The organism is Rhodomicrobium sp. R_RK_3 (assembly GCF_002198715.1).
Classification (GTDB): Bacteria; Pseudomonadota; Alphaproteobacteria; order Rhizobiales; family Rhodomicrobiaceae; genus R-RK-3.
On sequence record NZ_MWLK01000021.1, the window covers coordinates 97,406 to 122,879 of the forward strand.

21 protein-coding genes are annotated in these 25,474 nt (G+C 66.1%); 14 read left to right on the forward strand and 7 right to left on the reverse strand.

What is annotated here, in order from left to right; translation table 11 throughout:
- Window positions 1-54: 54 nt before the first annotated feature.
- The 9 genes from BLEFHOIH_RS11380 to BLEFHOIH_RS11420 all read left to right on the forward strand — a co-directional run bounded on the left by BLEFHOIH_RS11380 (window position 55) and on the right by BLEFHOIH_RS11420 (window position 9,623).
- On the forward strand, window positions 55-840 hold the full coding sequence (locus BLEFHOIH_RS11380) for a ScpA family protein (RefSeq protein ID WP_088345848.1): 786 nt from the start codon (window positions 55-57) through the stop codon (window positions 838-840).
- Between the two features lie 69 nt (window positions 841-909).
- Window positions 910-1,752 (forward strand): SMC-Scp complex subunit ScpB, encoded by an 843-nt coding sequence (gene scpB, locus BLEFHOIH_RS11385; protein ID WP_088345474.1) that lies wholly within the window; start codon window positions 910-912, stop codon window positions 1,750-1,752.
- A gap of 239 nt (window positions 1,753-1,991) precedes the next feature.
- Window positions 1,992-3,080, forward strand: coding sequence for an ABC transporter ATP-binding protein (locus BLEFHOIH_RS11390; protein WP_088345476.1), 1,089 nt, complete (start codon window positions 1,992-1,994; stop codon window positions 3,078-3,080).
- A 217-nt stretch (window positions 3,081-3,297) separates the two neighbouring features.
- Complete coding sequence (locus BLEFHOIH_RS11395) at window positions 3,298-3,453, forward strand: hypothetical protein (RefSeq protein WP_348626045.1); 156 nt, start codon at window positions 3,298-3,300, stop codon at window positions 3,451-3,453.
- 65 nt (window positions 3,454-3,518) lie between these two features.
- Window positions 3,519-4,055, forward strand: a complete 537-nt coding sequence (gene tatB / locus BLEFHOIH_RS11400; protein WP_088345480.1) for a Sec-independent protein translocase protein TatB — start codon at window positions 3,519-3,521, stop codon at window positions 4,053-4,055.
- Between the two features lie 19 nt (window positions 4,056-4,074).
- Window positions 4,075-4,857 (forward strand): twin-arginine translocase subunit TatC, encoded by a 783-nt coding sequence (gene tatC, locus BLEFHOIH_RS11405; RefSeq protein WP_088345482.1) that lies wholly within the window; start codon window positions 4,075-4,077, stop codon window positions 4,855-4,857.
- A 125-nt stretch (window positions 4,858-4,982) separates the two neighbouring features.
- The gene (gene serS / locus BLEFHOIH_RS11410; RefSeq protein ID WP_210191708.1) at window positions 4,983-6,386 is read left to right on the forward strand and encodes a serine--tRNA ligase; all 1,404 of its coding nucleotides are present in this window, start codon (window positions 4,983-4,985) and stop codon (window positions 6,384-6,386) included.
- Window positions 6,387-6,741: 355 nt separating this feature from the next.
- Window positions 6,742-7,371: a protein-L-isoaspartate(D-aspartate) O-methyltransferase gene (locus BLEFHOIH_RS11415; protein WP_088345486.1), complete on the forward strand. Its 630-nt coding sequence runs from the start codon at window positions 6,742-6,744 to the stop codon at window positions 7,369-7,371.
- A gap of 173 nt (window positions 7,372-7,544) precedes the next feature.
- Window positions 7,545-9,623 carry a peptidoglycan DD-metalloendopeptidase family protein gene (locus BLEFHOIH_RS11420; RefSeq protein WP_170937112.1) on the forward strand — a complete coding sequence of 693 codons (2,079 nt, stop codon included), beginning with the start codon at window positions 7,545-7,547 and terminating at the stop codon, window positions 9,621-9,623.
- A gap of 286 nt (window positions 9,624-9,909) precedes the next feature.
- Here the strand turns inward: BLEFHOIH_RS11420 and BLEFHOIH_RS11425 are convergent, their stop codons facing one another.
- The 7 genes from BLEFHOIH_RS11425 to purM all read right to left on the reverse strand — a co-directional run bounded on the left by BLEFHOIH_RS11425 (window position 9,910) and on the right by purM (window position 18,538).
- Complete coding sequence (locus BLEFHOIH_RS11425) at window positions 9,910-11,148, reverse strand: saccharopine dehydrogenase NADP-binding domain-containing protein (protein ID WP_210191707.1); 1,239 nt, start codon at window positions 11,146-11,148, stop codon at window positions 9,910-9,912.
- 131 nt (window positions 11,149-11,279) lie between these two features.
- Window positions 11,280-12,392, reverse strand: coding sequence for an acyltransferase (locus BLEFHOIH_RS11430; protein WP_088345492.1), 1,113 nt, complete (start codon window positions 12,390-12,392; stop codon window positions 11,280-11,282).
- 9 nt (window positions 12,393-12,401) lie between these two features.
- The gene (locus tag BLEFHOIH_RS11435; protein WP_088345494.1) at window positions 12,402-14,456 is read right to left on the reverse strand and encodes a class I SAM-dependent methyltransferase; all 2,055 of its coding nucleotides are present in this window, start codon (window positions 14,454-14,456) and stop codon (window positions 12,402-12,404) included.
- A gap of 32 nt (window positions 14,457-14,488) precedes the next feature.
- A complete protein-coding gene (locus tag BLEFHOIH_RS11440; RefSeq protein ID WP_088345496.1) occupies window positions 14,489-15,763 on the reverse strand; it encodes a glycosyltransferase family A protein in 1,275 nt (424 codons plus the stop codon).
- A gap of 3 nt (window positions 15,764-15,766) precedes the next feature.
- A complete protein-coding gene (locus BLEFHOIH_RS11445; RefSeq protein WP_125461667.1) occupies window positions 15,767-16,615 on the reverse strand; it encodes a glycosyltransferase family 2 protein in 849 nt (282 codons plus the stop codon).
- Window positions 16,616-16,820: 205 nt separating this feature from the next.
- Window positions 16,821-17,459, reverse strand: coding sequence for a phosphoribosylglycinamide formyltransferase (purN, locus tag BLEFHOIH_RS11450; RefSeq protein ID WP_088345500.1), 639 nt, complete (start codon window positions 17,457-17,459; stop codon window positions 16,821-16,823).
- Window positions 17,456-18,538 (reverse strand): phosphoribosylformylglycinamidine cyclo-ligase, encoded by a 1,083-nt coding sequence (gene purM / locus BLEFHOIH_RS11455; protein WP_088345502.1) that lies wholly within the window; start codon window positions 18,536-18,538, stop codon window positions 17,456-17,458. The genes purN and purM overlap by 4 nt, the downstream gene beginning before the upstream one ends.
- Window positions 18,539-18,721: 183 nt before the next feature.
- On the opposite strand from purM, the gene BLEFHOIH_RS11460 reads away from it, so the two are divergent.
- From BLEFHOIH_RS11460 to BLEFHOIH_RS11480, 5 genes are all read left to right on the forward strand, one after another.
- The gene (locus tag BLEFHOIH_RS11460; protein WP_088345503.1) at window positions 18,722-19,858 is read left to right on the forward strand and encodes a DUF2066 domain-containing protein; all 1,137 of its coding nucleotides are present in this window, start codon (window positions 18,722-18,724) and stop codon (window positions 19,856-19,858) included.
- Window positions 19,859-19,870: 12 nt separating this feature from the next.
- The gene (locus tag BLEFHOIH_RS11465; protein ID WP_088345505.1) at window positions 19,871-20,464 is read left to right on the forward strand and encodes a CDP-alcohol phosphatidyltransferase family protein; all 594 of its coding nucleotides are present in this window, start codon (window positions 19,871-19,873) and stop codon (window positions 20,462-20,464) included.
- Between the two features lie 181 nt (window positions 20,465-20,645).
- Window positions 20,646-21,341 carry a hypothetical protein gene (locus BLEFHOIH_RS11470; RefSeq protein ID WP_245296972.1) on the forward strand — a complete coding sequence of 232 codons (696 nt, stop codon included), beginning with the start codon at window positions 20,646-20,648 and terminating at the stop codon, window positions 21,339-21,341.
- 245 nt (window positions 21,342-21,586) lie between these two features.
- Window positions 21,587-23,791: an RNA degradosome polyphosphate kinase gene (locus tag BLEFHOIH_RS11475; protein ID WP_245296973.1), complete on the forward strand. Its 2,205-nt coding sequence runs from the start codon at window positions 21,587-21,589 to the stop codon at window positions 23,789-23,791.
- A 3-nt stretch (window positions 23,792-23,794) separates the two neighbouring features.
- The gene (locus BLEFHOIH_RS11480) at window positions 23,795-25,351 is read left to right on the forward strand and encodes a Ppx/GppA family phosphatase (RefSeq protein WP_088345509.1); all 1,557 of its coding nucleotides are present in this window, start codon (window positions 23,795-23,797) and stop codon (window positions 25,349-25,351) included.
- Window positions 25,352-25,474: the final 123 nt, after the last annotated feature.

A 25,474-nucleotide genomic window follows, 5' to 3' on the forward strand; every position in this document is an offset into this window, starting at 1 on the left:
CGCGCCGCGTCTGCGGGCGGCGGCGACTTCGATAATGTGGTCCCCTTCGACGAGATGTCCGCCGCCGAGCGGATGCATGTTTCGCTCGACGGTTTCGAAGGCCCGCTGGATCTGCTCTTAAACTTGGCGCGCACGCAAAAGGTTGATCTGGCCAAGATTTCGATCCTGGAGCTGGCCGAGCAATATCTGCAGTTCATCGCCGAAGCCCGGGCGCTGCGCCTCGAAATCGCCGCCGATTATCTCGTCACCGCCGCCTGGCTGGCCTTTCTGAAATCCAAGCTGCTGCTGCCGGTGGAGGAGAAGCAGGATGAGGGCCCGAGCGGCCAGGAAATGGCCCTGCACCTGGCTTTCCGGCTCAAGCGCCTGGAGGCCATGCGCGACGCCGTCGCCCGCATCTTCAACCGGGCCCAGCAGGGCCTCGACTTTTTCGCGCGCGGCGAGCCGGAAGGCATCCGCACCGTGCGCAAGAGCGATTATTGGGCGAGCGTCTACGACCTCTTGAAAGCCTATGCAGAGCAGCGCGGCCGCAACGCGCAGGTGGCGCCAGTAAAGATGGGGGGCCGCAAGGTCTGGTCGATCCGCGAGGCGCGCGAGCGGATGCAAAGACTGTTCGGCATGACCATCAACTGGTCGATCCTCGACAGCTATATCGAGGAATATCTGCCGGACCCCGAGGTCAGCAAGACTGCGATCGCCTCCTCCTTCGGCGCGACACTCGAATTGACGCGCGAAGGCTTTACCGAAATCCGCCAGGCGCAGGCTTTTGCGCCGATTTATATCCGCTGGCTGAAGCCGAAGCCCTCCCAGGGCGCCGAGAGCGAAACTACATCTATCGGTTAGCGTTCGTTATTTGACTTCGCGGCTGCGGCGGGGCGCGTCCCGAGCCTGGGCCTCCATGGAATATGTGACATGTCAGAGAATGATAAGACCGATCCCGTCCAGGGACGCCTGCCGCTTCCCGCGCGCGAGCCGCCGCCCGCCCACCAGCTTGCGGCGAATATGTCCCGGCTGCCCTCCGCCGACCGCTGGGAGAAGCTGCGCGTGCTGGAAGCCGTGCTATTCGCCGCGCGCGAGCCGATGGATGAGAGCGCGCTGACCGAATATTTCACCGGCAAGGACGACATCGCCGCTCTGCTGCAGGAGCTACAGAACCTCTATGCCGGGCGCGGCGTCAATCTGATGCGCATCGCCGGCAAATGGGCCTTCCGCACCGCGCCGGATCTCGCCTTCATCCTGGAGCGCCATTCGGTCGAGCCGCGCCGCCTGTCCAAGGCCGCGCTGGAGACGCTCGCCATCATCGCCTATCACCAGCCGGTGACGCGGGCCGAGATCGAGGAGATCCGGGGCGTCTCGACCTCGAAGGGCACGGTCGACGTACTGCTCGAAATGGGCTGGATCCGCTTGCGCGGCCGCCGCCGCGCGCCCGGCCGCCCCGTCACTTACGGCACGACGGACATTTTCCTCGAGCATTTCGGCTTCGACAGCGTCAAGGACCTGCCCGGCCTCAGCGAGCTGAAGGGCGCCGGCCTCCTGGACAGCAACCTGCCGCCCGGCTTCTCGGTGCCCGAGCCGAACGACTCGCCGATGCTCGCCCCAGACGAGGAGCCGCTCGACGGCAGCGAGCCGGCCGACGAGGCCGAGGAGGAAGCGGCGGAGGAGCCTTTGGTGATCGAGCCCGATGTGCCGGAGGAGGATGTCGGACTGCATTTCCGCAACCATCCCTTCAATCTTTTAAGACAAGGGCAAGGCTGATAAAACTACACTTGGAGCGTGATTGAGCGGAGCAGCCTCACTTTTCGTAATCCCCGCGAAGGCGGGGATCCGGTAAAGGGCGAACGCTCCGTTGCGCTTTGCCGATGATCCAGTGCTGCGGCGTACTGGATCCCCGCCTTCGCGGGGATTACGGTGGATTTCTTGATCGTCCGGAGAGGATTTGCGTGGCGTTGTTCCGGCGGAACGAGCCGATTGCGGCTCACAGCGGAGCTGCCGGCATGTCCTATTGGGACAGGCGCCGCAAAGCCGCCGCGACCATTGCGGCCGGCGTTTCGCTTGCCGCCGTCTGCAAGACTTTCGGCGCGCGCGCTGCGGTCAGCGATTTCAGCCTCGAGATTGCGCCGGGCGAGATCGTCTGCCTGCTCGGCCCCTCCGGCTGCGGCAAGTCCACGCTTCTGCGCCTGATCGCCGGCGTCGAGCGGCTGGACGCCGGCCGTATCGCCATCGGCGATTTCGAGGTCGCCTCGCCAAAATTCTTCATGCCGCCGGAGGAGCGCGGCGTCGGGCTGATGTTCCAGGACTTCGCCCTGTTCCCGCATCTGCGCGTCATCGACAATGTCGCTTTCGGCCTGAAACGCCTCGGCCGCGAGACCGCGCGCAAGGAGGCGCTTGCCGCGCTTGCCCGCATGGGCCTTGCCGATTACGCCGACAGCTACCCGCATATGCTCTCGGGCGGCCAGCAGCAGCGCGTGGCGCTCGCCCGCGCGATCGTGCCGCGCCCGGGCGTCATGCTGATGGATGAACCCTTCTCCGGCCTCGACAGCCGCTTGCGCCACGCTGTCCGTAACGAAACGCTCGCCATCCTGCGCGAAGTCGGCGCGACGGCGATCATCGTCACCCACGACGCCGAGGAAGCCATGCGCATCGCCGACCGGGTCGCGGTGATGCGCGCGGGGCGGCTGGTGCAGGCGGGAAGCGTCGAGGAGCTGTACCAGCGCCCGGCCGACATCTACGTCGCCGAGACGTTCTCCGAGATGAACCTGGTGCCATGCCGGGTGATTTCCGGCTGGGCGGTCGGGCCGCTCGGGCGTTTCCGCGCCCCTGCCGGTTTCGAAGGCGAGGTCACACTCTGCGTCCGCCCGCGCGCCATCGAGCTGTGCGCCGCCAATTCAGGCACCCCGGCCCGCGTGCTGGAGGCGCGCCCCCTGGGCTCGGAAGCCCATGTCGAACTCTGCGTCCAGGGGCTGGAGACCTCGCTCGTGGTCAGGCTGCAAGGCGCCGCGATCCCCGCGCAAGGGGCTGAACTCTGCATCCGGGCCGATGCCGAGCAGGTGCTGATGTTCCCGAAGCAAGCCCAACAGGCGTAAACGTGGCGGTACCGGGCCGAAACGGGACGTAGGTCCAAGGCCCGCGCCCCGGTTGCGCATTGCTTGCGGCAGGCCCATATTGAGCGTAAGTTGCCTTGGTTCAGCCGCCCCTATGATAGCGCGAGTGTTAGGCAAAATGGCTCCGACTTGGTTCAAGCTCCTCATCGTTGCGTTCCTGATTTTCGCTCTTTTCGGCCGCGGCAGGATTTCGGACGTGATGGGCGACATCGCCAAGGGCATCAAGAGCTTCAAGCGCGGCATGAGCGATGACGCAACGGCCGATGCCGATCAAAAGGCCATCGAGGACCGTGCCGCCGCGACGATCGACGCCAAGGCCGGCGCCCGGGACACCCCGCGCGCGGCGCAGGCTTGAGCCCGGCTTCTGTTCCAGGGTGGTTGCGATCGCCCTATTACCTTTCGTGGAAAGTCTGATCTGCGATGTTTGAAATTGCCTGGTCGGAATTGCTGATTGTCGCGATCGTCGCAATTCTGGTCGTCGGCCCGAAAGAGTTGCCCGCGCTGCTGCGCACGGTCGGCCGCATGGTCGGCAAGCTGCGCCGCTCGGCCGACGAGTTCCGCAAACATTTCGACGACGCCGTGCGTGAAGCGGGCGCGGAGGATCTCCAGCGCGAGATGCAGGCTTTGCGCCACCACAATCCGCTGAGCCAGATCCGCGACACCATCGAAGAGGCCTCCCGCGACATCAATAGCAGCGTGAATTCCATCGCCGGCCCCGCCGCCACGCCAAGTACGCCCGCCATTCCCGAGCGCGACCCGTTCAACGACGATCTGCCGCCGCCTCCGCCCTTGCCGCCGCGCAGCGATACTGCTACCTCTCCGGCCGCCGCCACCCCGGCGCAGCCCCAGCCAAAGCCGGCCGAACAGCCCGCGGCTGCCCCGGCAGCGAAGGAGCTGAACGGCAATGGCGTCGACCATGAGGTCCGCGCCAATGGCGAACACCGCCCCACCAGCTGACCGAGGCGAGGGCCCTCCCGTGACAACCGACGACATCGACGCCTCAAAAGCCCCCCTGCTCGATCATCTGATCGAATTGCGCACGCGCCTGATCTGGGCCATCGCGGGCGTGACCGTCGCCTTCGTCATTTGCATCTTCTTCGCCAAGGACATCTACAACATCCTCGTGCTGCCTTATCGCTGGGCGGTCGGCGGGGATGTGCCGATTTCGATGATCTATACGGCGCCGCAGGAATTCTTCTTCACGCAACTGCGTCTCGCCCTGTTCGGCGCGGTCTTCCTCGCCTTCCCGATCATCGCCTCGCAGATCTATATGTTCGTCGCGCCGGGCCTCTATAAGAACGAGCGCAAGGCCTTCCTGCCCTATCTGATCGCGACGCCCGTGCTGTTCATCCTCGGCGGCATGCTGGTCTATTTCATGATCATGCCGCTGGCGATGAAGTTCTTCCTCTCCATGCAGCAGACCGATGGGCCGGTGCATATCGAGCTGACGGCGCGCGTGAGCGAATATCTGTCGCTGATCATGACGCTGATCCTCGGCTTCGGCATCTGCTTCCAATTGCCCGTCGTGCTGACGCTGCTCGCCCGCGCCGGCTTCATCTCGGCGCAGGATCTGAAGGACAAGCGGCGCTACGCCATCGTGCTCGCCTTCCTGGTCGCCGCCGTCCTGACGCCGCCCGATCCCATCAGCCAGATCTGCATGGCGATCCCGACCATCATGCTCTATGAGGGCTCGATCATCGTCATCACGATGATGGAGAAGAAGCGCGCGGCCGAGAACCCGCCGGACGCCGGCACCTAAGGGCACGGCTCTTTCTGTGCGCCGCCGCCGCCCTCCCGTCTCAAACTATGGACGGGACGCGGCGCGCGTCCTATAGAGACGGGCGGGCCCCGCCCGTTCCACCATCCATCCGCGAGTGTGCCGCCGTGCTCGATCTGAAACTGATCCGGGACAATCCTGAAGGCTTCGACGAGGCTCTGAAAAAGCGTGGGCTGGCGCCGCTGTCCTCCTCGATCCTGGCGCTGGATGGGGAACGCCGGCAGGCGGTCACCGCGCTGCAGGAGGCCCAGAGCCGGCGCAATCAGATTTCCAAGGATGTCGGCAAGGCCAAGGCGGCCAAGCGCGAGGACGAGGCGCAAAAGCTGATGGCCGAGATCGGCGCGCTGAAGGACGCGATTGCGGCCGGCGAGGCGCGCGACAAGGACATCTCGGCCAAGCTCGACGCCGTGCTGGCCGGCATTCCCAATCTGCCGGCCGAAGACGTGCCGGTTGGCGATGAGAGCGCCAATGCCGAGCTGCGCAAATGGGGCAAGCCGGGCAAATTCGCCTTCGAGCCGAAGCAGCATTTCGAGCTCGGCGAAGCGCTCGGCCTGATGGATTTCGAGACGGCGGCCAAGATCTCGGGCAGCCGTTTCGTCGTGCTGAAAGGCGCGCTGGCGCGGCTGGAGCGGGCGCTTGCCGCCTTCATGCTCGACCTGCATACGACCGAGTTCGGCTATCAGGAGATCAACCCGCCGCTGCTGGTGCGCGATGCCGCGCTGTTCGGCACCGGCCAATTGCCCAAATTCGAGGACGATCTCTTCTTCACCAGCGGCTTCCCGCTCTCGAGCGACGAGCTGGACGCGGTCAGCCAGCAGCCCGGCTTTTCGCATGATTTCGACCTCAGGACGCAGCTTTCCTTCGTCTGGCAAATGCTGCGGGCCGAGATGAGCAAGAACCGGCGCGGCCTGATCCCGACTGCCGAAGTGCCGCTCACTAATCTCGTGCGCGAGGCCATCGTCGATCCGGCGGCGTTGCCGCTGCGCTATACCGCGCATACGCCCAGCTTCCGCTCCGAGGCCGGCTCGGCCGGGCGCGACACGCGCGGCATGATCCGGCTGCATCAATTCGCCAAGGTCGAGCTGGTCAGCATCACCACGCCGGAGGCGTCCGATGCCGAGCAGGAGCGCATGACCAACTGCGCCGAGGAAGTGCTGAAGCGCCTCGGGCTGCCCTACCGCGTCATCGTGCTGGCGACCGGGGACATGGGCTTTTCGGCGCGCAAGACCTATGATCTGGAGGTCTGGCTGCCGGGGCAGAACGCCTATCGCGAGATTTCGAGCTGTTCCAATTGCGGGGATTTCCAGGCGAGGCGTATGAATGCCCGCTACCGTCCTGAGGGCGGCAAGGATCTGCGCTTCGTCCACACACTGAACGGCTCCGGCCTGGCGGTCGGGCGGACGCTGGTCGCCGTGCTGGAGAATTATCAGCAGGCCGATGGCAGCATTCGCATACCCGACGTTCTGGTGCCCTATATGGGCGGGTTGGAAATTATCGCGGGCGGGCGGTGATTGTGTTGAGGCTGTAGCGCCCCTCACCCGGTCGCTAACGCGCCCGCCCTCTCCCACAAGGGGAGAGGACTATGCAGTGCCAGATGGGAGTTACAGAGTCGCCGCTTGCGCCACTTACCCTCTCCCCTCGAGGGAGAGGGCTCCCGCCGATAGGCGGGTGGGTTAAGGGGGGCGGCCTCTCGGCGCGCTGGGCTGGAAAAGGGCGCCGATCCGTGGACGCTGGCGAAGGGCGGATTTCGGTAACGCCCTTGCATTTAATCTGACGCATATCGAGAGCTGCCGGAAACTGATGCTCGATCTCGGCAGTTAAGGCCCTGGGAGCGCGCCGTCACGCGCATGTCGGCTGGAGGCCAGCATGGAAATCGACCTCGATCGCGGTGAGGACTTGGCCGAGCGGCTGGCCGAGCGCGGGGTAACGGATCCGCGGGTGCTGGACGCCATCGCCAATACGCCGCGCGAAATCTTCGTCGGCCCGGTGCAGTCGGCCTCCGCCTATCTCGACATCGCGCTGCCCATCGATTGCGGCCAGACCATCTCGCAGCCCTTCGTCGTCGGCTACATGACGGAGAAGCTGGCACCGGAGCCGGGGGACGACGTGCTCGAAATCGGCACCGGCTCGGGCTATCAGGCGGCGGTGCTGGCGCGGCTGTGCCGCCATGTCTACACCATCGAGCGGCACGCCGAGCTTCATGCCGAGGCGCGCCGGCGCTTCCAGACGCTCGGCATCGGCAACATCACCACGTCGCTCGGCGACGGCAGCAAGGGCTGGCCGGAGCCGAGATTGTTCGACCGCATCATCGTTACCGCCGCCGCGCCGACCGTGCCGGAGGCGCTGGTCGCGCAGCTCAGGGAAGGCGGGCGGATGATCCTGCCGGTCGGGCGGCGGCTCTGGGCGCAGCGTCTGGTGCTGATCGAGAAGACACGCGAGGGATTGCAGCGCCGCGACCTGCTTTCGGTGCGCTTCGTGCCGCTTGTCGCCGAATAGGCAGTTTCCCCATCGTGCCAAAAATGCATCGATTTTAAATATCTTTTAACCGGCCCCCTGCAAAACTCGCTTCAGATGTGAGGTGGGCCATGATTTTTGTTGAGTTCGTGTCTCGGCGCCGTGTGTTGATCAAACGCGTTGCGTCCGTATGTGGAATAATTCTTGCGGCGCCTTTGGCGGGGTGCGCATCGCAAGGCCTCGATTACAGCGGCAATGACAGCGGGACGAAGAGCACGGCCAAGCGGGCAACGCTCACCGCGCCGATCCCCTCCGAGCCGGTCTACGGCGTTCCGGACAACCAGGGCGGCGCACGCGGGCCGCGCGCGGCTTTCGCGACCGGCGCCAGCGGACCGGATTCGGCCGTGCAGCGCGGCAGCCTCGCTCCCGTCGGCGCTCCGCCCGCCGATCTGGCGAGCGGTCCGGCACGCGCCTATGGCCAGGGCGATGCGCCGAGCGCCAGCCCCCTGCCGCGCTATGCCAGCAACGATCCGACGATCGCGCCGGTGGTGGGCGGCAGCTTCGCCATGCAGCCGGTCGAGGCGCATGCGCAGGGCAGCGCGCCCTACGCCGCCAAGGCGAATTACGAGTCCGCCAAGCGCGTCGCGGGCTCCGAATATCGCGACGATTCCGATGGCGGGGCCGCCTATCAGTCGCGCTACGATCAATATCAGCCCTATCGCCCCGATCCGCGCGGCGAGCGCCGGGAGCGCCCTGAGCGTTACGAGCAGGCAAGCGGCGGCGGTGAGGGCGAATATGTGGTCCGGGCCGGCGACACGCTGTTCAGCATTGCCCAGCGCCACGGCATGACCACCAGCCAGTTGGCCGAGCTGAACCGTCTCGACGGCGCGACCATCCACCCCGGCCAGCGCCTTCGCGTCCGTGGCGGCCGCCAGGACACCGCCGCCACCGGCAAATACAAGCCCGCGCCGAGGGACGAGCCGCGCTATGCGGACCGCGAGCGCGAGGAGATTGCCGACGACGACCGCAAATCGCCGCCTGCCGCCAAGGCGCCTTATCGCGACGACCGCTACAGCTCCTATGACAGCTACAACCGGTCGCCGTCGCCCTATGCCGGCAAGCCCGACACGCGCCGCGACGAGCCCCGTCGCGGGGAGCCCTATCCGCCCCGCGAGCAGGCCCGCTACGAAGCGCCGCCGTCCCGTCCCTATGCGGACAAGCCGTGGCGTGCCGAGAACCCCGAGCCGCGCGATCCGCGCTATGCGAGCCGCAGCGAAGAGCCGCGTGACGCTGGCCGCGAGGAGCGCTATGCGCCGCGTCAGACCAAGGCCAAGGGCTCCTATTACAGCTACAGCGTCAAGCCGGGCGAGACTTTGCTCGACGTGGCCCGCCGGGGCGGCCTGAGCCCGCGCCAGCTTGCCGAGTACAACGACATCCCCTCATCCGCGCCGCTTTATCCGGGCCAGGTGCTGCACATCCCCAAGGGCAAGGTCAATGAAAGCCGTGGCCGGGAAGAGCAGGGCGAGCGCGACGAGGGACGCGAGGAGCGCCCGGCGCCGCGCGGCTATGAGCGGGAAGGCTATGCGCCTCGTGTTCCCTTCTCGCAGAACGCGCCGGACAAGGCCCAGCCGAAGGCTCCGCAGCAGGCCGCGCCGGTGAATGAACGCGCCCCGAGCAGCGGCGAGCGCCGTGTCGCCAAGGCCGACGAGCGTCCGCAGACCGCCAATGACGCGAGCCCTGAGCCGCGCCCCGAAGCGCGTCCCGAGCCGGCCCCCGCGCCGCAGGCCAATAACGAGGCGCAGCCGGTCCTTGCCGCGCATCGCGAGGTCGAGGGCGGCGGGGCTCCGGCCGAGGCCCAGCCGGCAAGCGGGCAGGAATGCGAAAGCCTGCTCGCCAACCCGGCGGCCCGCAGCGCCGAGAATTTCCGCGAGCCTGTGCAGGGCATCATCACGGCCAAATTCGGCTCCAAGCAGGACGGCTCCTTCAATGACGGCATCGACTTCTCGGTGCCGAAGGGGACGCCGGTGAAGGCCGCCGAGAACGGCGTCGTCGCCTATGCCGGCAGCGAGCTGCCCGGCTTCGGCAATCTCGTCCTCGTCCGCCACGCCGACGGCTTCGTCACCGCCTATGCCCATAATGACGAGCTTTTGGTGCGCCGCTGCGATGTCGTGAAGCGCGGCCAGATCATCTCGAAGGCCGGCGCGACCGGCAAGGTGTCCCAGCCGCAGCTTCATTTCGAGCTGCGCAAGGAATCCAAGCCCGTCGATCCCGAAGGCTATTTTTCCCGGTCCTGACCTGCCCCCTCCGGTCCTGACCGCGCCCCGGCGGCAACCCCCCTGCCGCCGGGGCTTTTCTGTTTCTGTGGGGCGACGGCTCCTTTCGCGTATCGCATGAGGCGTATCCCGTTGTCCCGGGCGACCGTCAGGCCGGACCGGGACCCATTGGCGGAACCCCTGGCACCGTGCTTGCGGAGATGCGAGTAGGCCCGGCTCTGCGGCCGGGGCGACGGCATTCGGATCGCGGAGGCTTGAGGCGAGCGCCAACGGGAGAGGGCACACCGGCAGCGCCTTGCCCAGCACCTCACCCCGGCAGCAATTCGAACTTCAATCCCGCGCGGTTGTGCAGCAGGTCGATCAGGCGGTCGCCGAAGAGGGTGGCGGGGGTCCAGAAGCCGCCGGGCTTTTCGGATTTGGGCAGGTCGAGCGCCAGCAGCGCGCCCGTATGCGCCAGGATCTTCGACGTCGAGGCGTAGCCGGGGTCGCCGGCGCCGACGAGCTTGGCGCGCAGCACCTCGCCGTCATCGCCGGTGCCGAGAAAGCGCAGGTCGTAAAAGCCGTTTTTCTGCGCCTCCGGGCTCGGGCCCTCGCCGGGCGCCGGGACCATGTAGCGCTTGAGCAGCCAGCGCGTCGGCCGCAAGGCCGTCGCGATCAGGAAGCTGCGCAGCGCCGAGGCCATGACAAAGGCGGCGAGGCGGCCGCGCACGCCCCGGCCGGTCAGTACGGCCTCGTCATAGACGAAATCCTCGCCATAGGCGAAATCGGACAGCGCGTTGGTGCGGTGGACGATGCGGGTATTCGTCCCGGCCATCACGTAGGGCGCCGTCCAGCCGCCGAAATCATGGTCGAACTTCACGCCGGAGAGGCTGGGCTGGCGGGTCTCCGGCGCTTCCTCGCGCGGCGTCAGGGCGTAAGGGTTCGCCAGCTCCCGGCGCAGCGCCCGGTTGCGGGCGGCCTCGGCGGTGACGTTCATCAGGCTGGCGACGGAGCCGCCCGAGGCTTTGCCGCGCAGGGCCTTGACCCGCATCTTGACCTGCGAGCAGGGGCGGCCGAAGCGCTCCTCGGCGTGGCGCTGCAGGAAATGGACGCCCAGGTCCGAAGGGATCGAATCGAAGCCGCAGCCATGCACGATGCGCGCGCCCGATGCTTTCGCGGCGGGCTCGTAGCTGTCGATCATGCGGCGGATCCAGTGCACTTCGGCGGCGAGGTCGCAATAGTCGGTGCCGGTCTCGGCGCAGACCTTGACCAGGGTCTCGCCGTAGAGCGCGAAGGGGCCGACCGTGGAGACCACCACCTTGGTGCTCTCGCAAAGCTGGCGGAGCGCTTCTTCGTCGGTCGCGTCGGCGACGATCAGATGCAGATCGGCGGCATGCGGGCCAAGCGAGGCCCGCAAGTCCTGGAGCTTGCGGTGCGAGCGGCCGGCGGCGCCCCAGCGCAGCGGGCCGTCGACGCCGAAGGTGGCGGCGAGCCTGCGGCAGAGAATCTGCCCGACGAAGCTGGTGCCGCCGAAAACCACCAGATCGAGCTGGATATCGTCGTCCATCGCCATCGTCCCCCCTGCCGGTGGTCCCCGCTCTGCGAACCACCCTTCTGTTCGGGCGGCATCTTATGGTCCAATGCGCCGGGCGGAAAGCGCAGGTTGCCGACGCAAAGCTGATTTGCCGAGGGCGCGTTTCAGGCCGTCCGGGGGCGCTTGCGGCGGCCGATCAGCAGGGCGGCGATCGACCCGCGCGCACGCATGGCCGGCGCCTCGACGAATTGCCAGGAGAGGGCGGCGCAGAGCAGGGTCAGCGGCAAAGCCAGCGCGATATTGCCGTCCCAGGTTCGGCCGGCGGCGAAGCTGTGCGCCATCCATTGCTGCATCGGAAAGGCATAGATGTAGACGCCATAGGAGAGATCGCCGAAAGGGGTGATCGGGTCGGGGATCTTCGGTGCGTCATAGGCGAGCCAGAGCAGGAAATAGCTGCCCGCGATCAGCCGCGTGGCGCAGAAGCCGCCGAGCGAGGCGCTGGCGATCACCGCGCCGAGGCAGATCAGGGCGGCCGGCGTGTTGATCCGGATGGCGTCGCGATAGACATAGGCGATGATGCCGGCGAGGAAGAACTGGCCGAGATGGATGTAGTAATAGGCCGAAAGGCCGTCGGCCGGCGTTTTGATCCAGAATTGCTGCGCGCAGACCAGGGCGAGGAAGCCGGCGAGCAGCAGGCCGCGCGAGACGAACAGGCCGACCCAGAGCACCAGCGGCAGGGCGGTGTACATCACGACTTCAAAGCTCAGCGTCCACAGGCTGCCATTGACGCCCTGCATCGCGTTGTTGGTGAAGACGCCGGGCAGCGTGTAGTGCATCTGCAGCAGCATGTTGCGGAAATAGCCGGAAAAACCCCGGTGGGCGAAATAGGTGGTGAGATCGAGCGAGGTGGTCAGGGGTCCCAGCACCAGGGCCGAGAGGGCGATGACGACCGCGAGGCCGGGGAAGATGCGCATGATGCGGGCGGTGGCGAAGGCGATCAGCGAGCGCCGCCGCTCCAGGCTCCGGCTGACCAGAAAGCCGCTGATGAAGAAGAAGATGCAGACGGCAACGCCGCCGAAGGTGGCTTGGCCGCCCGTCCAGGCGCTCAGCGGTTCGGGCGTCGCCGTCCCCGATAGCGGGAAGGCGTGCGAGATCAGCACCAGGCTTGCCGCGATCAGGCGGATGAGGTCGAAATTATTGTTCGCCCCGTCGCGCGTGTCGATCAGCCTGCGCAGCGGCGTTGCCCGGGTCAGGATGGTGAGGGGCGTGCCGGGCATGGCGCGGCCTCAGCCGGTCTTGCGGAGCCAGAGGCTGCCGCCGCTATAGGCATCGATATTGCGGAGGAAGGCCGCGTCCTCCGGCAGCAGCGGCGCGAACATTTCGCGCAGCGCCTCGGGCCGCTGCAGGGCGGCGTTGCTGCTCGACCAGACCACCTCGAAATTCTTGTTCGACATCAGGAAGGCGAGCAGCAGATATTGCTCGTTCCACATGATGCCGATGTCTTCCAGCCAGATGCGGGGATATTCGGAGGGCAGGAAAATATCGTGGAAGTGCACATAGATGCCCGGCTTCAGGCGCGGCAGGCATTCGAACATCAAAAGGTTGAGGTCGGAGCCGAGATGGGAGCAATGGCTGGAATCGATGAAGAGCACGTCGCCCGGTTCCAGCGTCTCGAATAAGAGCGGGTCGACATGCTGGATCTTGCGCTCGATCAGCGTGTGCAGCCGGGGCCGCTGGCTGCGCAGGAACGGCGAGGGGAAGGGCTCGATGCAGGAGATCTCGATGCGGCGGGCGCAGCGTTCGGCGGCCATCAGCGCGACGGCGGTCGAATAGCCGCTGCCCACTTCGAGGATGCGCTGGGGCTCGAGCCCGCGCACGATGCCGTAATAGGCGGCGGCGTCGAGCGCCGAGAACATCGGATTGTTCCAGTAGAAGCGGCCCTCCTGGCCGGGCCGCTCGAGCGGGATGCCGCTCAATTCCCGGGAGAAGCCGGCGATCCGGCCGAGCATCTCGTCGATCGGCCGGGTAGGGACGGTCTTCCACGCCGCCGCGTATTTGTCGGCGCGCCAATCGCTGTCATCGAGCTCGTTGAGGTCGGGGGTGACGGCATAGAAGGTGTTGGCGACGATGGTGAAGCCGTGCTTTTGAAAATTCCGCGTCACCTCCGGCGCGACCCAATGGCCGGGGCGCATGCCGTGCTCGCGGAAGGATTGCGCGATCTGGGGCAGGGCCTCCATCAGGTCCGAGCGGCTGCGGTTGGGCCGGGTGCGCAGCGGCGGCGCGTCGGCATGGGCGAGCTGCCGGGTGCGCTCCGTCACCTGGGCAAGATGTTTCAGCCGCTTGCGCAGCGGCCTGACGAAACGCAGCAGCGGCCACAAGCGCGAGGAACGGATGCGCCCGCCGGTCTCCTGCAGCTCGGCCAGATTTTTGCGCAGGGAGCGGAGCCGCGCAAGCTGTGCGCCGCGTTCGGCGGCGAAGCGTTCCTGCTGGATCATCAGCGCGTCGATATGGGCGGCATCCTGGGCCGCGAGCGCCGCGCGCAAGGAGGCGATCTCGGCGGTGAGCGGCGCGGTGTCGATCGGCGGCGCCGGTGGTTGCGCGGCGGCGCGGGCGAGACGCAGCAATGCGCTTTCCGGCTCGCCGTCCCAGACGCCGCTGGCGGCGCCGAAGGCGTGACCGGCGATACGCGCGGTCAGGCGCAGGGCATCAGCGCATTCGGGATCGGCCGTCCAGCGCTCCAGCAAGGGCTGGATGCCGACGGGAATCTCCGAACCGGGGAAGAGGACGCCGAGGCCGCCGGAATGGTCGAAGCTGAGATGCGGGAATTCGGCGGACAGCGCCTCCCAGCAGGGCCGGGCGCCGGAGGCGTCCTCTCCGATGGCGATGTCCTGCAACAGCACGACGCCGGGCGGCGACAGCAAGGGCTGCCAGCCCCGGAAGGCGCGCATTGCGGCTTCGTGCCCGCGGGAGCCGCTGAGGAGCAGGAGATCGATCCGGGCGTCGCCGATTTCGGCAATGGCGTCGTCGACGTTCTTGCGGATGATGGTGGCCGGCGCGCCGATGGCGGCGATGCCGGCCTCGACGGCGTGCATCGCGGCGTCGCCCTCATCGCCTGGCCAGTCATCGATGGCGGTCGCCTGCATCGTGAGGCCGCTGGCCTTGGCGGCCGAGAGCGCGGCGAGGAAACCGCAGCCGCCGCCGGTGCCCAGCGCGACGAAGCGCTCCGGCCGGCAGAGGCCGACGACCAGACGGATCACCGGGATGAGGCCCGCCCGGGGCGATGCGACCGCGATCTCCGTCGGGGCGAACAGGGCATTGATCCAGCTTGGGTCCAGAATCATGGGCGTGCTGCTTTTCTCTCGCGGGGCCGCCGTCAGGCCGCCTCATGCAGTCGGATGGTTCGGGTCAGGGAGGGTTCGCCCGCGTGCGGCGTTCTGTAGAGGCGCCCGTCGCTGGCCAGCACGAACAGCACGACCCGGCTGCGGCCCTTGCGCAGGTGCGATTGGGTGAGGGGCGTGCGGCCGGCGAAAGCAAAGATCTGCTCCCCCAGTCCGCTCGGTTCGAGGCCGCAACTCGTGAGATAGCGGTAGGACGGGCGCAGGCGGGACGGCCGGGACAGGAACAGCAGGCCCGCCACCGGACGCGGCTCCGATCCCCGCATCCTGACCGAGCCGGAGAAACGCGCTTCATCGCCGTCCCAGTTGATCTGATCGATGCCGCCGTCGAGCCGGCGCCACAGGCCGACGAAGGGCAGGAACCCGCCGACGGCGTGGACGAAGATGGCCGCCATCTCGGCCGAGCGCGCCCGGAGCGGATTGGCGGCGTGATCGTCCGTTTCGGTCATGGTCAACAGCCGCCGCAGCGGCACTTTGACCGTCATTGTCTGCTTGTAGCGCTCGATCTCGCCGCGGGCGGCCTGCCAGGGGCGGCCGGTCTCGCCCTCGCCGGACGTCCCGGCGACGGTGTTGGAGCGGTCGGTCCAATGCACATAGTCGGCGATCGGCGCGCAGCGGGTCAGCTCATCGTCCCAATCGTGATCCTTCAGGGTCGAGAGCAGGAAATAATAATCCTCCAGCGCGCAAAGATGCTCCGGGAGGGTGACGGATTTGGCGATCTCGGCCTTCATCAGAAAGCTATGGATCGGGTAGGTGTTGGCTTTGAAGACGTCGTATTTCGCATTGCCGTGCGGGAAGGGCCGTTTGGCGAGACATGCGCCGGCGGGACTGCCGGGATCGAGTTCGGCGATGGCGATGGCACCGAAAGCGGCCGCCTTGCCGGTGGTCCTGATGCGCTCGACCAGGGTCGAATAAGCCCTCGGATAGAGATAGTCGTCGAAATCCAGGAAGGCGATATAGGCGCCGGTCGCCGCCTGCAATCCCGCCTGCAGCAGCTTGCTGCGGTGGTCGCCGGGGCCCAGATTGCGCAGGTTGACGATTTCGGGCGGGCGTGTCTCGGCGCGCCAGGGCAGGCGGCCGGAGGCCTGCCTGACCGCGTCCTCGTCGGCCGCGGAAAAGTCCTGCAGCATGATGACCGGGCTGAGCCAGGCATAGCGCTGGCCGCAAAGCGACATCAGCGCCAGTTCGAGCCGGTCGAGGCGGCGCGGATCATGCAGGCGCAGGATGGTCGAGATGTAAGCGGGCGTGCTCATCGGTCAGGACCAGCGGAAGGGGGCAAAGCCGAAATAATGCCGGAAATCGGCGACCTCGCCGCAGCGCGGATGACCGAGCGGCTGGCCCGCCCGGGAGCCGGCGCGGAGGGCCTCGTCCGGCGCGTCATAGAGCATTTCGGCGAGCAAGGTGGTCAGCCGGAGCGGCGCCGCGCCGCAAAGCCATTTCGACATCAGCCGCTTCATCGACAGCGCCATATGCCAGCGGGCGAAACGGCTGTCCGGCCGATCCTGCACGTCATGGAAGAAGAAGGCGTCGGGCGCGATGATGCAGGCCGCGCCGGCGAGACGCGCGCGCCAGGAATAATCGACATCCTCGCAATACATGAAGAAGCCGTCGTCGAACCCGCCGATCTCGGCGTGCAGACGCCTCGGCACCATCAGGCAGGCGCCGGAGCACCACGGCGTCGTCAGCGCCGCGCAATCGTAGAGCTTCGGATGCTCATTGGGGAATTGCCGCGCCTCGATCAGCGCGAAATCATCGAATTGGCTGCTGCGCGCGTGCATGGCCTTGATGGCGTCTGCGTGCAGAAAGCCATCCGGATTGCAGGCAAGATAATGGCTGGCCCCGTCGGCGAAGGCGGCGTCCATCAGCAGGTTATGGCCGCGCCCGAAGCCGATATTGCCCCGATGGGTGTAAAGCTCGGCATCGATCCCGCCGGGAACCGCCTCGGCGAAGGCGGCGTCGGTCGTGCGGCCGGAATTGTCGATGGCGGCCAACCGGCATGGCAACCCGGCGGCCTCGCCCGCGACGCGCACCGATTGCGCCAGCCGCCGCAGATCCTCAACCGGCGTCTCGTACAGCACCACGCCGCAAACAACCGAAGCTCCCATCGCCTCCAACCCCCGCCAAATGCCGGACAGGCGTTCTTTAAAGGCGTGTGGCCGGGTGAGAGCAATCAAAACCTAGGGTTGCTGAAAAGAAAATAACAACTTTTGGCAATGTGGCGCCGTTGCCGCGATACACTCCTCCCTCAATGCGCAGCCGATAGCCGACAGTGCGCGGATCGGTGTCCTGGACGATGACACAGGCATGGATTCAGAACAGAGCGCGCAGGGTGTCCGGAGCGGCGTAGCGGACGGTCTCGCCCTCGACCCAGGCGGCGCCGGAGGCGACCAGCGCCAAAGCGTGCGGATAGAGCCGGTGTTCGGCGGCGAGGATGCGGGCGGCGAGCGTGTCCTCGGTGTCGCCGGACAGGACCGGCACGGCGGCTTGCGCCAGGATCGGCCCGGCATCCATCTCCGCGCGCACGAAATGCACCGTCGCGCCTGAGATCGAGACGCCGGCGTCGAGCGCCTGCCGCTGCGGATGCAGCCCCCGGAATGCGGGCAGCAGCGAGGGATGGATGTTGAGCTGGCGGTCGCGCCAGGCTTCGCAGAAGCCCTCGGTCAGCAACCGCATGAAGCCGGCGCTGGCGACGATCTCGATGCCCGCCTCGCGCAAGGCGCGGTCGAGATCGGCGTCGAAGGCGGCGCGGTTGGGGTAGGCCTTGTGGTCGATCACCGCCGCCGGGATGCCGGCCGAGCGCGCGCGCTCAAGTCCGAACGCGCCGGGGCGGTTGGAGATGACAAGGGCGATTTCGGCCGGGTAATCGGGCGCGGCGCAGGCGTCGATCAGGCTTTGCAGATTGCTGCCGCGCCCGGAAATCAGAACGCCGACGCGCTTGCGTATTGTCATGCCGAGACCTTGAGGGCGCCGGAAAAGCGCACGGGCGCGCCGTCTTCGCGCGGAACGAGGGCGCCGATGGGCTGCGCCGTCTCGCCCTGGCTTTGCATGAAGGCGCAGAGCGCGTCCGCATCGGCGGCGGTGCAGACCACGGCGAGGCCGATGCCGCAATTGAAGGTGCGCAGCATTTCGGCCTCCGCGACGCCGCCTTCGCGCGCGATCCAGGAGAATACCGGCTGCGGTGTCCAGGCGCCGAGGTCGATCTCGGCAGCAAGGCCCGAAGGCAGCACGCGCGGCAGATTCTCCGGCAGGCCGCCGCCGGTGATATGAGCGAGCGCCTTGACCGTGCCGGTATGCCGGATCGCGCTAAGAATCGATTTGACATAGATGCGCGTCGGCACGAGCAGCGCTTCGGCCAGCGATTGCCCGGGGGCGAAGGGCGCGGGCGCGTCCCAGGCGAGGCCGCGATCGGCGACGAGCCGCCGCACCAGCGAAAATCCGTTCGAATGCACGCCGGAGGAGGCGACGCCGATCACCACATCGCCCGCCGCGATATCGCCGCGCGGCAAGAGCGTTCCGCGCTCGGCGGCGCCGACGGCAAAGCCCGCAAGGTCATAATCGCCCGTCGCGTAGAGCCCCGGCATCTCGGCCGTCTCGCCGCCGATCAGGGCGGCGCCGGCCTGCCGGCAGCCTTGCGCAATGCCGGCGACGACCGTCTTGGCGACCGCCAGCTCCAGCCGGGCCGAGGCGAAATAATCGAGGAAGAACAGCGGCTCGGCGCCCTGCACGATCAGGTCGTTGACGCACATGGCGACGAGATCGATGCCGATGGTTTCGTGGCGGCCCGATTCGATGGCGATCTTCACCTTGGTGCCGACGCCGTCATTGGTGGCGACCAGCACCGGATCGCGGAACCCGGCCGCCTTCAGATCGAACAGCGCGCCGAACCCGCCCAGATCCGCGCCCGCGCCCGGCCGCGCCGTCGCGCGCGCCAGCGGCTTGATCGCCTCGACCAGCGCGTTGCCGGCATCGATATCGACGCCGGCCTTGGCGTAAGTCAGCGCGCCATCGCCGTTTTTTCCGGCAGCCATGCCTGATGTCTCCATTTCGGGCGCAGACAAGCCCGGGCCGTTCATCTTCGTCAACCCCTACCTTGCCATTATCCCATTTTTGCCCGCAGCGCGATGGCCGGACATAAGGGGCGATGGCGTTTCGGGCCGTCATCGCGTAAATAGGGCTGAATTCCCGCCCAATCGCGAAGGAATCATAAGGCGATGCGGATGTTTTTCGGCGAGATCGGCCGCCTGACTGGGGGTGTGACGATGGTGAGGACTGGTTTTTTTGCGTTTTTGGCCGGCATGACGGCCTGCGCCGCGCTGCCGCTGGCTGCGCCGAAAGGGCCGACGATCTATACGGTCGCGAAAGTGTCGGTGACGGCCGACGCCGACAATGCCGTCACGGCGAAGGAGAAGGCGCTGGCCGAGGCGCAGCAGATCGCCTTGCGCGCGCTGTTGAAGCGGATGACGCCCTATAATGTCCAGGCGCGGCTGCCGGTGCTGGAGAATGACATCGTCGAGCGCATGGTCGACGGTTTTGCGGTGCGCCGCGAGAGCAATTCCAACACCCGCTATATCGCGACGCTCGATTTCACCTTCGAGCCGGCCGCGGTGCGCGACATTCTGAACCGTTTCGGCCTGCCCTATACTGACCAGCAATCGCCGCAGGTGCTGATGCTGCCGGTGATGACCGAGGGCGGCGCGCCCCGTCCGGCCAGCACCAATCCCTGGTTCGAGGCGCTGTCGGGCGTCGATGCCGAACATTCGCTGACCCCGGTGAAGCTCGCCGCGCCGCGCGACGACGTCTCCTCGATGATCGGTGGCCTCAGCACCAATGGGCGCAGCCTGTTCGAGACGCTGACCTATCAGTACCGCTCCGAAAATCTCGTGCTGGCCGTCGCCGAGGTCGATCCGCAGATCACGACGCTGCGGATGCGGTTGCTCGGCAAGGATGCCGTCGGCAATTTCTCGCTCGACCGCACCTTCCGCATTCCCGACCGCGATATCGATTATACCGCCAATCTTGCCGCGCAGGTGGCGGTAAAGGTGATCGAGGCGCGCTGGAAGCTGACCCGGCTCGCCAGCCAGGGCGTGACGGCGACCTCGGGTCCGGCCGAAGTGCAGACGGTGGCGCTGATCGCGCAGTTTTCCGGGCTGAAGGCCTGGCAGGAGATGCGGGTGCGGCTGCAAAAGGTGCCGGGTCTGCAAGGTCTCGACGTCAAGGCGCTGAATGCGCGCGGGGCGAATATCACGGTCGATTTCCCAGGCGGGGCGGAACGTCTGGCGCAGGCGGCGCAGTCGCAAGGGCTGGCGCTGGAGCAGCGGGGGCCGGACTGGCTCCTTGTCACGCGATGAGGCGCTAGTGGCGTGCAACTGGTCTATCTGCCCAACATCATAACCGTCTCCCGCCTGTTCCTGGTGCCGGTCATCATTTGGATGATCGTCGCCAACGAACTACTTGCGGCCTTCATCGTCTTTCTGACGGCGGGCCTCACCGACGCACTCGACGGCTTCCTGGCGCGGCGCTTCAACTGGCAGACGGAACTGGGCGCCTATCTCGATCCCGTCGCCGACAAGGCGCTGCTGATGGGCGTCTATGCCGTGCTCGGCTTTTACGGCCATCTCCCGGCCTGGCTGGTGATCCTGGTCGTCAGCCGCGACGTGCTGATCATCGGCGCGGTGATGCTGTCCTGGCTGCTGCACCGGACCGTCGCCGTGCATCCGCTGATGATCAGCAAGATCAATACGGCGATGCAGATCGGCCTCGCGGTGCTGGTGCTGGCCGAGGGCGGCCTGCAGATCGGTCTCGGCCCCTATATCTTCGTGCTGATCTGGACGACGGGCCTGACGACGGCGCTTTCGGCGGGGATCTACCTCGTCATCTGGATGCGCCGCATGGCGAGCTACGATATTGACGAGCGCCTGAAGAAGTCCGGCCCGCAGCCGGGGACGATGAATTGATGCGGGGATGGGCCGGTCCACCGCCTCTCCGCCGCACAGTGTCATCCCGCGAAAGCGGGGATCCAATACGCCGCAGCAGCAGAATAAAGGCATAACGTCCCGGCCCACTCATTGATTACTGATCTCCGCTTTTGCGGGGATGACAAGAAGGCAATATACTGAACTTCTCGCGGAGTATTGCGTGACCTATCCCCAGCTTGTCTTCGAGCTTCCGCATATTCCGGCCCTGGGCAGCGAAGATTTCTTCGTCAGCGCCTCGAACGAGCAGGCCGTCAAGCTGATCGACAACTGGCCCGGCTGGCCCAATCCCATCGCCGTCCTCGCCGGCCCGCAAGGCTCCGGCAAAACCCATCTCGTCAATGTCTGGCGCGCGCGGTCGGGCGCGGAGAGCTTTCCGGCCGAGGCCATGGGGCAGGCCGTCGAGCGCGCGCTGGCCGAGGCCGGGCCGCTGGTCATCGAGGACATCGACCGGGCTTCTTTTGACGAAAACGCCGCCTTCCACCTTTTAAATCTGGCCCGGGAACGCCATTTTGATGTTCTGGTCACCGCGCGCACATTGCCCGGTGAATGGAAAATTACTCTGCCCGATCTGCGCTCGCGGCTGCGCTCCGCCGCTCTCGTCGCCATTGCCGAACCTGACGAAGCCCTGCTCGGCGCGGTGCTGGTCAAGCTTTTTGCCGACCGCCAGCTCAGCGTGGAACCCGGCGTGATCGGCTATTCGATGCGGCGGATGGAGCGCTCGATGGCGGCGGCGCAGGCCCTTGTCGATGCGCTCGACCGGGCGGCGCTTGCAGAGCGCAAGGGCGTGACCAAGGCGCTGGCGGCAAGACTGCTCGCGGCGGAGGGTTTGAGTAATACCGATTTGCAGGACGGCTGAAACCGGAATGTTCAGCCGAAATGCTTCATAGTCTTTTTGGCGGTTTCATAGCATCATACCGGCAAGTCGATGTTTCATTCGCCCTCAGCGATCCGGCTGAATTCCTTGACGTGCGTTGCGGTATCCTGTCGCCGACTGGAGTTGTGACCGAGACGTGAGGCGGGCAGGTCGTCTCCGGAGCGGACGCATGCCTGTTATGAAAGTGCCGTATCATCATGTCGGGCAAGGAGCGAAAAGGAAGATTGATGCCACACGCCGCGAAACGATCCGAGCCGAGCGAAGCCGAAATCGTTGCCGCCTTCGGCCCGCAGCGCTTCTATAATCGCGAGCTGTCCTGGCTGCAATTCAACAAGCGCGTGCTGGAGGAGTCGGAGAACACCAACCATCCGCTCCTGGAGCGCGTTCGCTTCCTGTCGATCTCGGCCAACAATCTCGACGAATTCTACATGGTGCGCGTTGCCGGCCTGATCGGGCAGATCAATGCCGGCGTGGCGGCGCCCAGCTCGGACGGCTTCACCCCCGCCGAGCAGCTCAAGACCATCAACGAAGTGGTCGCCTCGCTCACGGCGCATCAGCAGCGCAACTGGGCGCGGCTGCGGGGCGAACTCGATGAGGCGGGCATCACCATCATCGAGCCGAAGAACCTGCACAAGGCCGAGCGGGAATGGCTCGAGCCGCATTTCATGAAGGACGTGTTCCCTATCCTGACGCCGATCGCCATCGATCCGGCGCACCCGTTCCCCTTCATCCCGAACAAGGGTTTTGTGCTCTGCCTCGAATGCGAGAAGAAGGATGCGCCGGGCACCATCATGCATTCGATCCTGCCGATTCCGAGCCAGCTCGACCGCTTCATCAAACTGCCCTGCGAGGCGGCCAAGGCCGATGGCGAGACCCCGCATATCCGCTTCATCCGGCTGGAATCGCTGGTCGCGCTGTTTGCCGACCGGCTGTTCCACGGCTATGAGGTGAAAGGCTTCGGCGGTTTCCGCGTGCTGCGGGACAGCGAGCTGGAAATCAGCGAAAAGGCCGAGGATCTGGTTTTGACCTTCGAGGCCGCGCTGAAGAAGCGCCGCCGCGGCGAGGTGATCCGGCTCGAAATCGAAGCCTCGATGCCCAAGCCGCTGCGCCGTTTCGTGATGAGCGAATTGGAGGTGAAGGAGGACGAGGTCTCGATCCAGGAAGGGTTGCTGTCGCTGTCCGACATCTCGCAACTGATCGTCGACGAGCGGCGCGATCTGCAGTTCAAGCCCTTCGTCATCCGCTTTCCCGAGCGCATCCGCGAATATAACGGCGACTGCTTCGCCGCCATCAAGCAGAAGGACATCATCGTCCACCACCCCTATGAATCCTTCGACGTGGTGGTGCAGTTCCTGCGGCAGGCGGCGGCCGACCCGGATGTGGTCGCCATCAAATGGACGCTCTACCGCACCAACCGCAAGTCGCCCATTGTCGAGGCGCTGAAAGAGGCGGCCGACGCCGGCAAGCTCGTCACCGCGCTCGTTGAGATCAAGGCGCGCTTCGACGAGGAGGCCAACCTGAAGGTCGCGCGCGATCTGGAAAAGGCCGGCGTCAATGTCGTCTTCGGCTTCATCCAACTGAAAACCCACGCCAAGCTTGGCCAGGTCATGCGGCGCGAAAACGGCGAATTGCGCACCTATTGCCATATCGGCACCGGCAATTACCACCAGCAGACGGCGCGCGTTTACACCGACCTCTCCTTCTTCACCGCCAATCCGGTGATCGGCCGCGACGTCACCCGCCTGTTCAATTTCATCACCGGCTATGCCGAACCGGCGCAGCTCGAAACCATGGCGACTTCGCCGCATGGCATCCGCGCCCGGATCATGAAGCATATCCAGGAAGAGATCGGCCATGCCCGCGCCGGACGCCCGGCGGTGATCTGGATGAAGATGAACGCCCTCGTCGATCCCGGCATCATCGACGCGCTCTACGAGGCGAGCCTTGCGGGGGTGCATATCGAGCTGATCGTGCGCGGTATTTGCTGCCTGCGGCCCGGCGTGCCGGGACTTTCCGAGAACATCCGCGCCAAAAGCATCATCGGCCGCTTCCTCGAGCACAGCCGGATCTACTGTTTCGGCGGTGGCGCTACCCTTCCATCGCCGTCGGCGCATGTCTATATCAGCTCGTCAGACATGATGCCGCGCAACCTGGACAGGCGCGTCGAAGCTATGATACCGATCACCAACGCGACAGTGCATGAACAGGTTCTCGGGCAGATCATGGCGGCCAATCTGAAAGACAACCAGCAAAGCTGGCGTGTTCAGGCCGACGGGACCTGCGAGCGCATCCAGCCCGATCCCGGCGAGGCGCCTTTCAACGCCCATGAATATTTCATGACCAATCCGAGCCTGTCCGGCCGCGGCGAAGCGCTGGCCGAGAGCTTTCCTCCCCGGGTTTTCGTCGGCGGAGCCCAGGACCGGATGGGGTGACCGGTGGATTGGCGCGGGACAATATTCACCGACCAAGCCGCTCCCGTCGCCGTTGTCGATATCGGTTCCAATTCGATCCGCCTCGTCGTCTATGAAGATGAGGTCCGGAGCCCGACGCCGGTCCTGAACGAGAAGGTTCTCTGCGGCCTCGGACGCAAGCGCACGGCCGAGGGCGGCATCAATAAGCGCGCGGCCGAACAGGCGCTGCTCGCCCTTCGCCGCTTCCGCAAACTCTCCGAGCAGACCCGCGTTAAGCGCACCTTCGCGTTTGCGACGGAGGCCGTGCGCAGCGCCAGCGACGGACGCAAGTTCATCGCCGAGGCGGAAAAGGCGCTCGGCTGCACCGTGCGCGTGCTGGACGGGCGCGAAGAGGCCGAACTGGCGGCGGCGGGCATCGCCTCTGGCTTCATGGCGCCGGACGGTTTTGCCGGGGATCTGGGCGGCGGCAGTCTCGAGCTGATCAACCTGATGGGCAAGGAGCTGCTCGACGAGGTTTCGGTACCGCTTGGCAGCCTCAACCTGATGGAGATCGCGGGCGATGATTTCGCCAAGGCGTCCGCCCATATCGAAAAACATCTCGATGCCATTCCATGGCTCGAGAAGGGCAAGGGACGCCCATTTTATCTGATCGGTGGCACCTGGCGGTCGGTTGCCAAGCTGAACATGATGGAGACCGATTATCCGCTCTCGATCATGCACCACTACACCATGACGCCGAAGCAGATCGACACGCTGTTCGCCAGCGTCGTCAGCCCCAAGCCGAGTGCCAAAAACCTCAGCAAAATCTCACGGGACCGCCGCGAGATGCTCCCCTACGGCCTGCTTTTGCTGAAGCGGCTGGTGGATCGCATCAAACCGTCCGAGGCGATCTTTTCCGCCTATGGCGTGCGCGAGGGCGTGCTCTACCGCAACCTGCCGCCCGCCGAGCAGGCGCTCGACCCGCTGATCTTTGCCTGCGAGGAGATGGCCGCGCGCCGCGCGCGCTCCTTCGACTATGCCGGCGAGCTGTTCGAGTGGACCTCCGGCCTGTTCCAGACGGCCGACCTTGCCGAGACCGCCGAGGAAACACGCCTCCGCCGTGCCGCCTGCATGCTGTTCGATGTCGGCTGGCGCGGCCATCCCGACTATCGCGGCGAAAAGGCGCTGGGGCTGATCGCGCAATCCTCCTTCGTCGGCGTCGATCATCCGGGCCGCGCCTATCTGGCGCTTTCGGTGTTTTACAGCCATGAGCGGGCGGTCAGCGGCGATTTCAGCCCTGCCTTGCGCAAATTGGCCGGACGCAACCTCAACCGGCGGGCCCAGCTCCTCGGCATGGCGGCCCGCGTCGCATATAAGCTGTCGGTGAACATGCCGGGGATTATCAACGAGACAACCATAGGCTACAATGGTGGTAATCTCGTATTGCAATTGCCGGCAAAGCTCGAAGTGCTGGATGGCGAGGCGCTGCGCCGACGCTTCAAGGCCCTCGCGCAACTGGTGAATTGCGAGCCGGAGATCGTGATTGAGCCGAAGCGGAGCGCGGCTGCCTCCATTCTGCGCGCCTTCGTGGCGCGGGAATAGGGCGGCGGCGTAAGCCGAGGGAGCTGTTGGTAAGGGATGTGTGGCGCCTCATGCCGTTGCGGGCATTCGTGCTCGTGCCCTAATCATTCTGCAATAATGGCCGCTGATGCGGAGTGAGTCGCG

Bases quoted from the DNA above. Each gene is read 5' to 3' on its own strand.
- BLEFHOIH_RS11380 (WP_088345848.1), top strand. From the start codon at position 55: ATGTCCGCCGCCGAGCGGATGCATGTTTCGCTCGACGGTTTCGAAGGC.
- scpB (WP_088345474.1), top strand. From the start codon at position 910: ATGTCAGAGAATGATAAGACCGATCCCGTCCAGGGACGCCTGCCGCTT.
- BLEFHOIH_RS11390 (WP_088345476.1), top strand. From the start codon at position 1,992: ATGTCCTATTGGGACAGGCGCCGCAAAGCCGCCGCGACCATTGCGGCC.
- BLEFHOIH_RS11395 (WP_348626045.1), top strand. From the start codon at position 3,298: ATGGGCGACATCGCCAAGGGCATCAAGAGCTTCAAGCGCGGCATGAGC.
- tatB (WP_088345480.1), top strand. From the start codon at position 3,519: ATGTTTGAAATTGCCTGGTCGGAATTGCTGATTGTCGCGATCGTCGCA.
- BLEFHOIH_RS11415 (WP_088345486.1), top strand. From the start codon at position 6,742: ATGGAAATCGACCTCGATCGCGGTGAGGACTTGGCCGAGCGGCTGGCC.
- BLEFHOIH_RS11425 (WP_210191707.1), bottom strand. From the start codon at position 11,148: ATGGACGACGATATCCAGCTCGATCTGGTGGTTTTCGGCGGCACCAGC.
- BLEFHOIH_RS11430 (WP_088345492.1), bottom strand. From the start codon at position 12,392: ATGCCCGGCACGCCCCTCACCATCCTGACCCGGGCAACGCCGCTGCGC.
- BLEFHOIH_RS11435 (WP_088345494.1), bottom strand. From the start codon at position 14,456: ATGATTCTGGACCCAAGCTGGATCAATGCCCTGTTCGCCCCGACGGAG.
- BLEFHOIH_RS11440 (WP_088345496.1), bottom strand. From the start codon at position 15,763: ATGAGCACGCCCGCTTACATCTCGACCATCCTGCGCCTGCATGATCCG.
- BLEFHOIH_RS11445 (WP_125461667.1), bottom strand. From the start codon at position 16,615: ATGGGAGCTTCGGTTGTTTGCGGCGTGGTGCTGTACGAGACGCCGGTT.
- purN (WP_088345500.1), bottom strand. From the start codon at position 17,459: ATGACAATACGCAAGCGCGTCGGCGTTCTGATTTCCGGGCGCGGCAGC.
- purM (WP_088345502.1), bottom strand. From the start codon at position 18,538: ATGGCTGCCGGAAAAAACGGCGATGGCGCGCTGACTTACGCCAAGGCC.
- BLEFHOIH_RS11460 (WP_088345503.1), top strand. From the start codon at position 18,722: ATGCGGATGTTTTTCGGCGAGATCGGCCGCCTGACTGGGGGTGTGACG.
- BLEFHOIH_RS11475 (WP_245296973.1), top strand. From the start codon at position 21,587: ATGCCACACGCCGCGAAACGATCCGAGCCGAGCGAAGCCGAAATCGTT.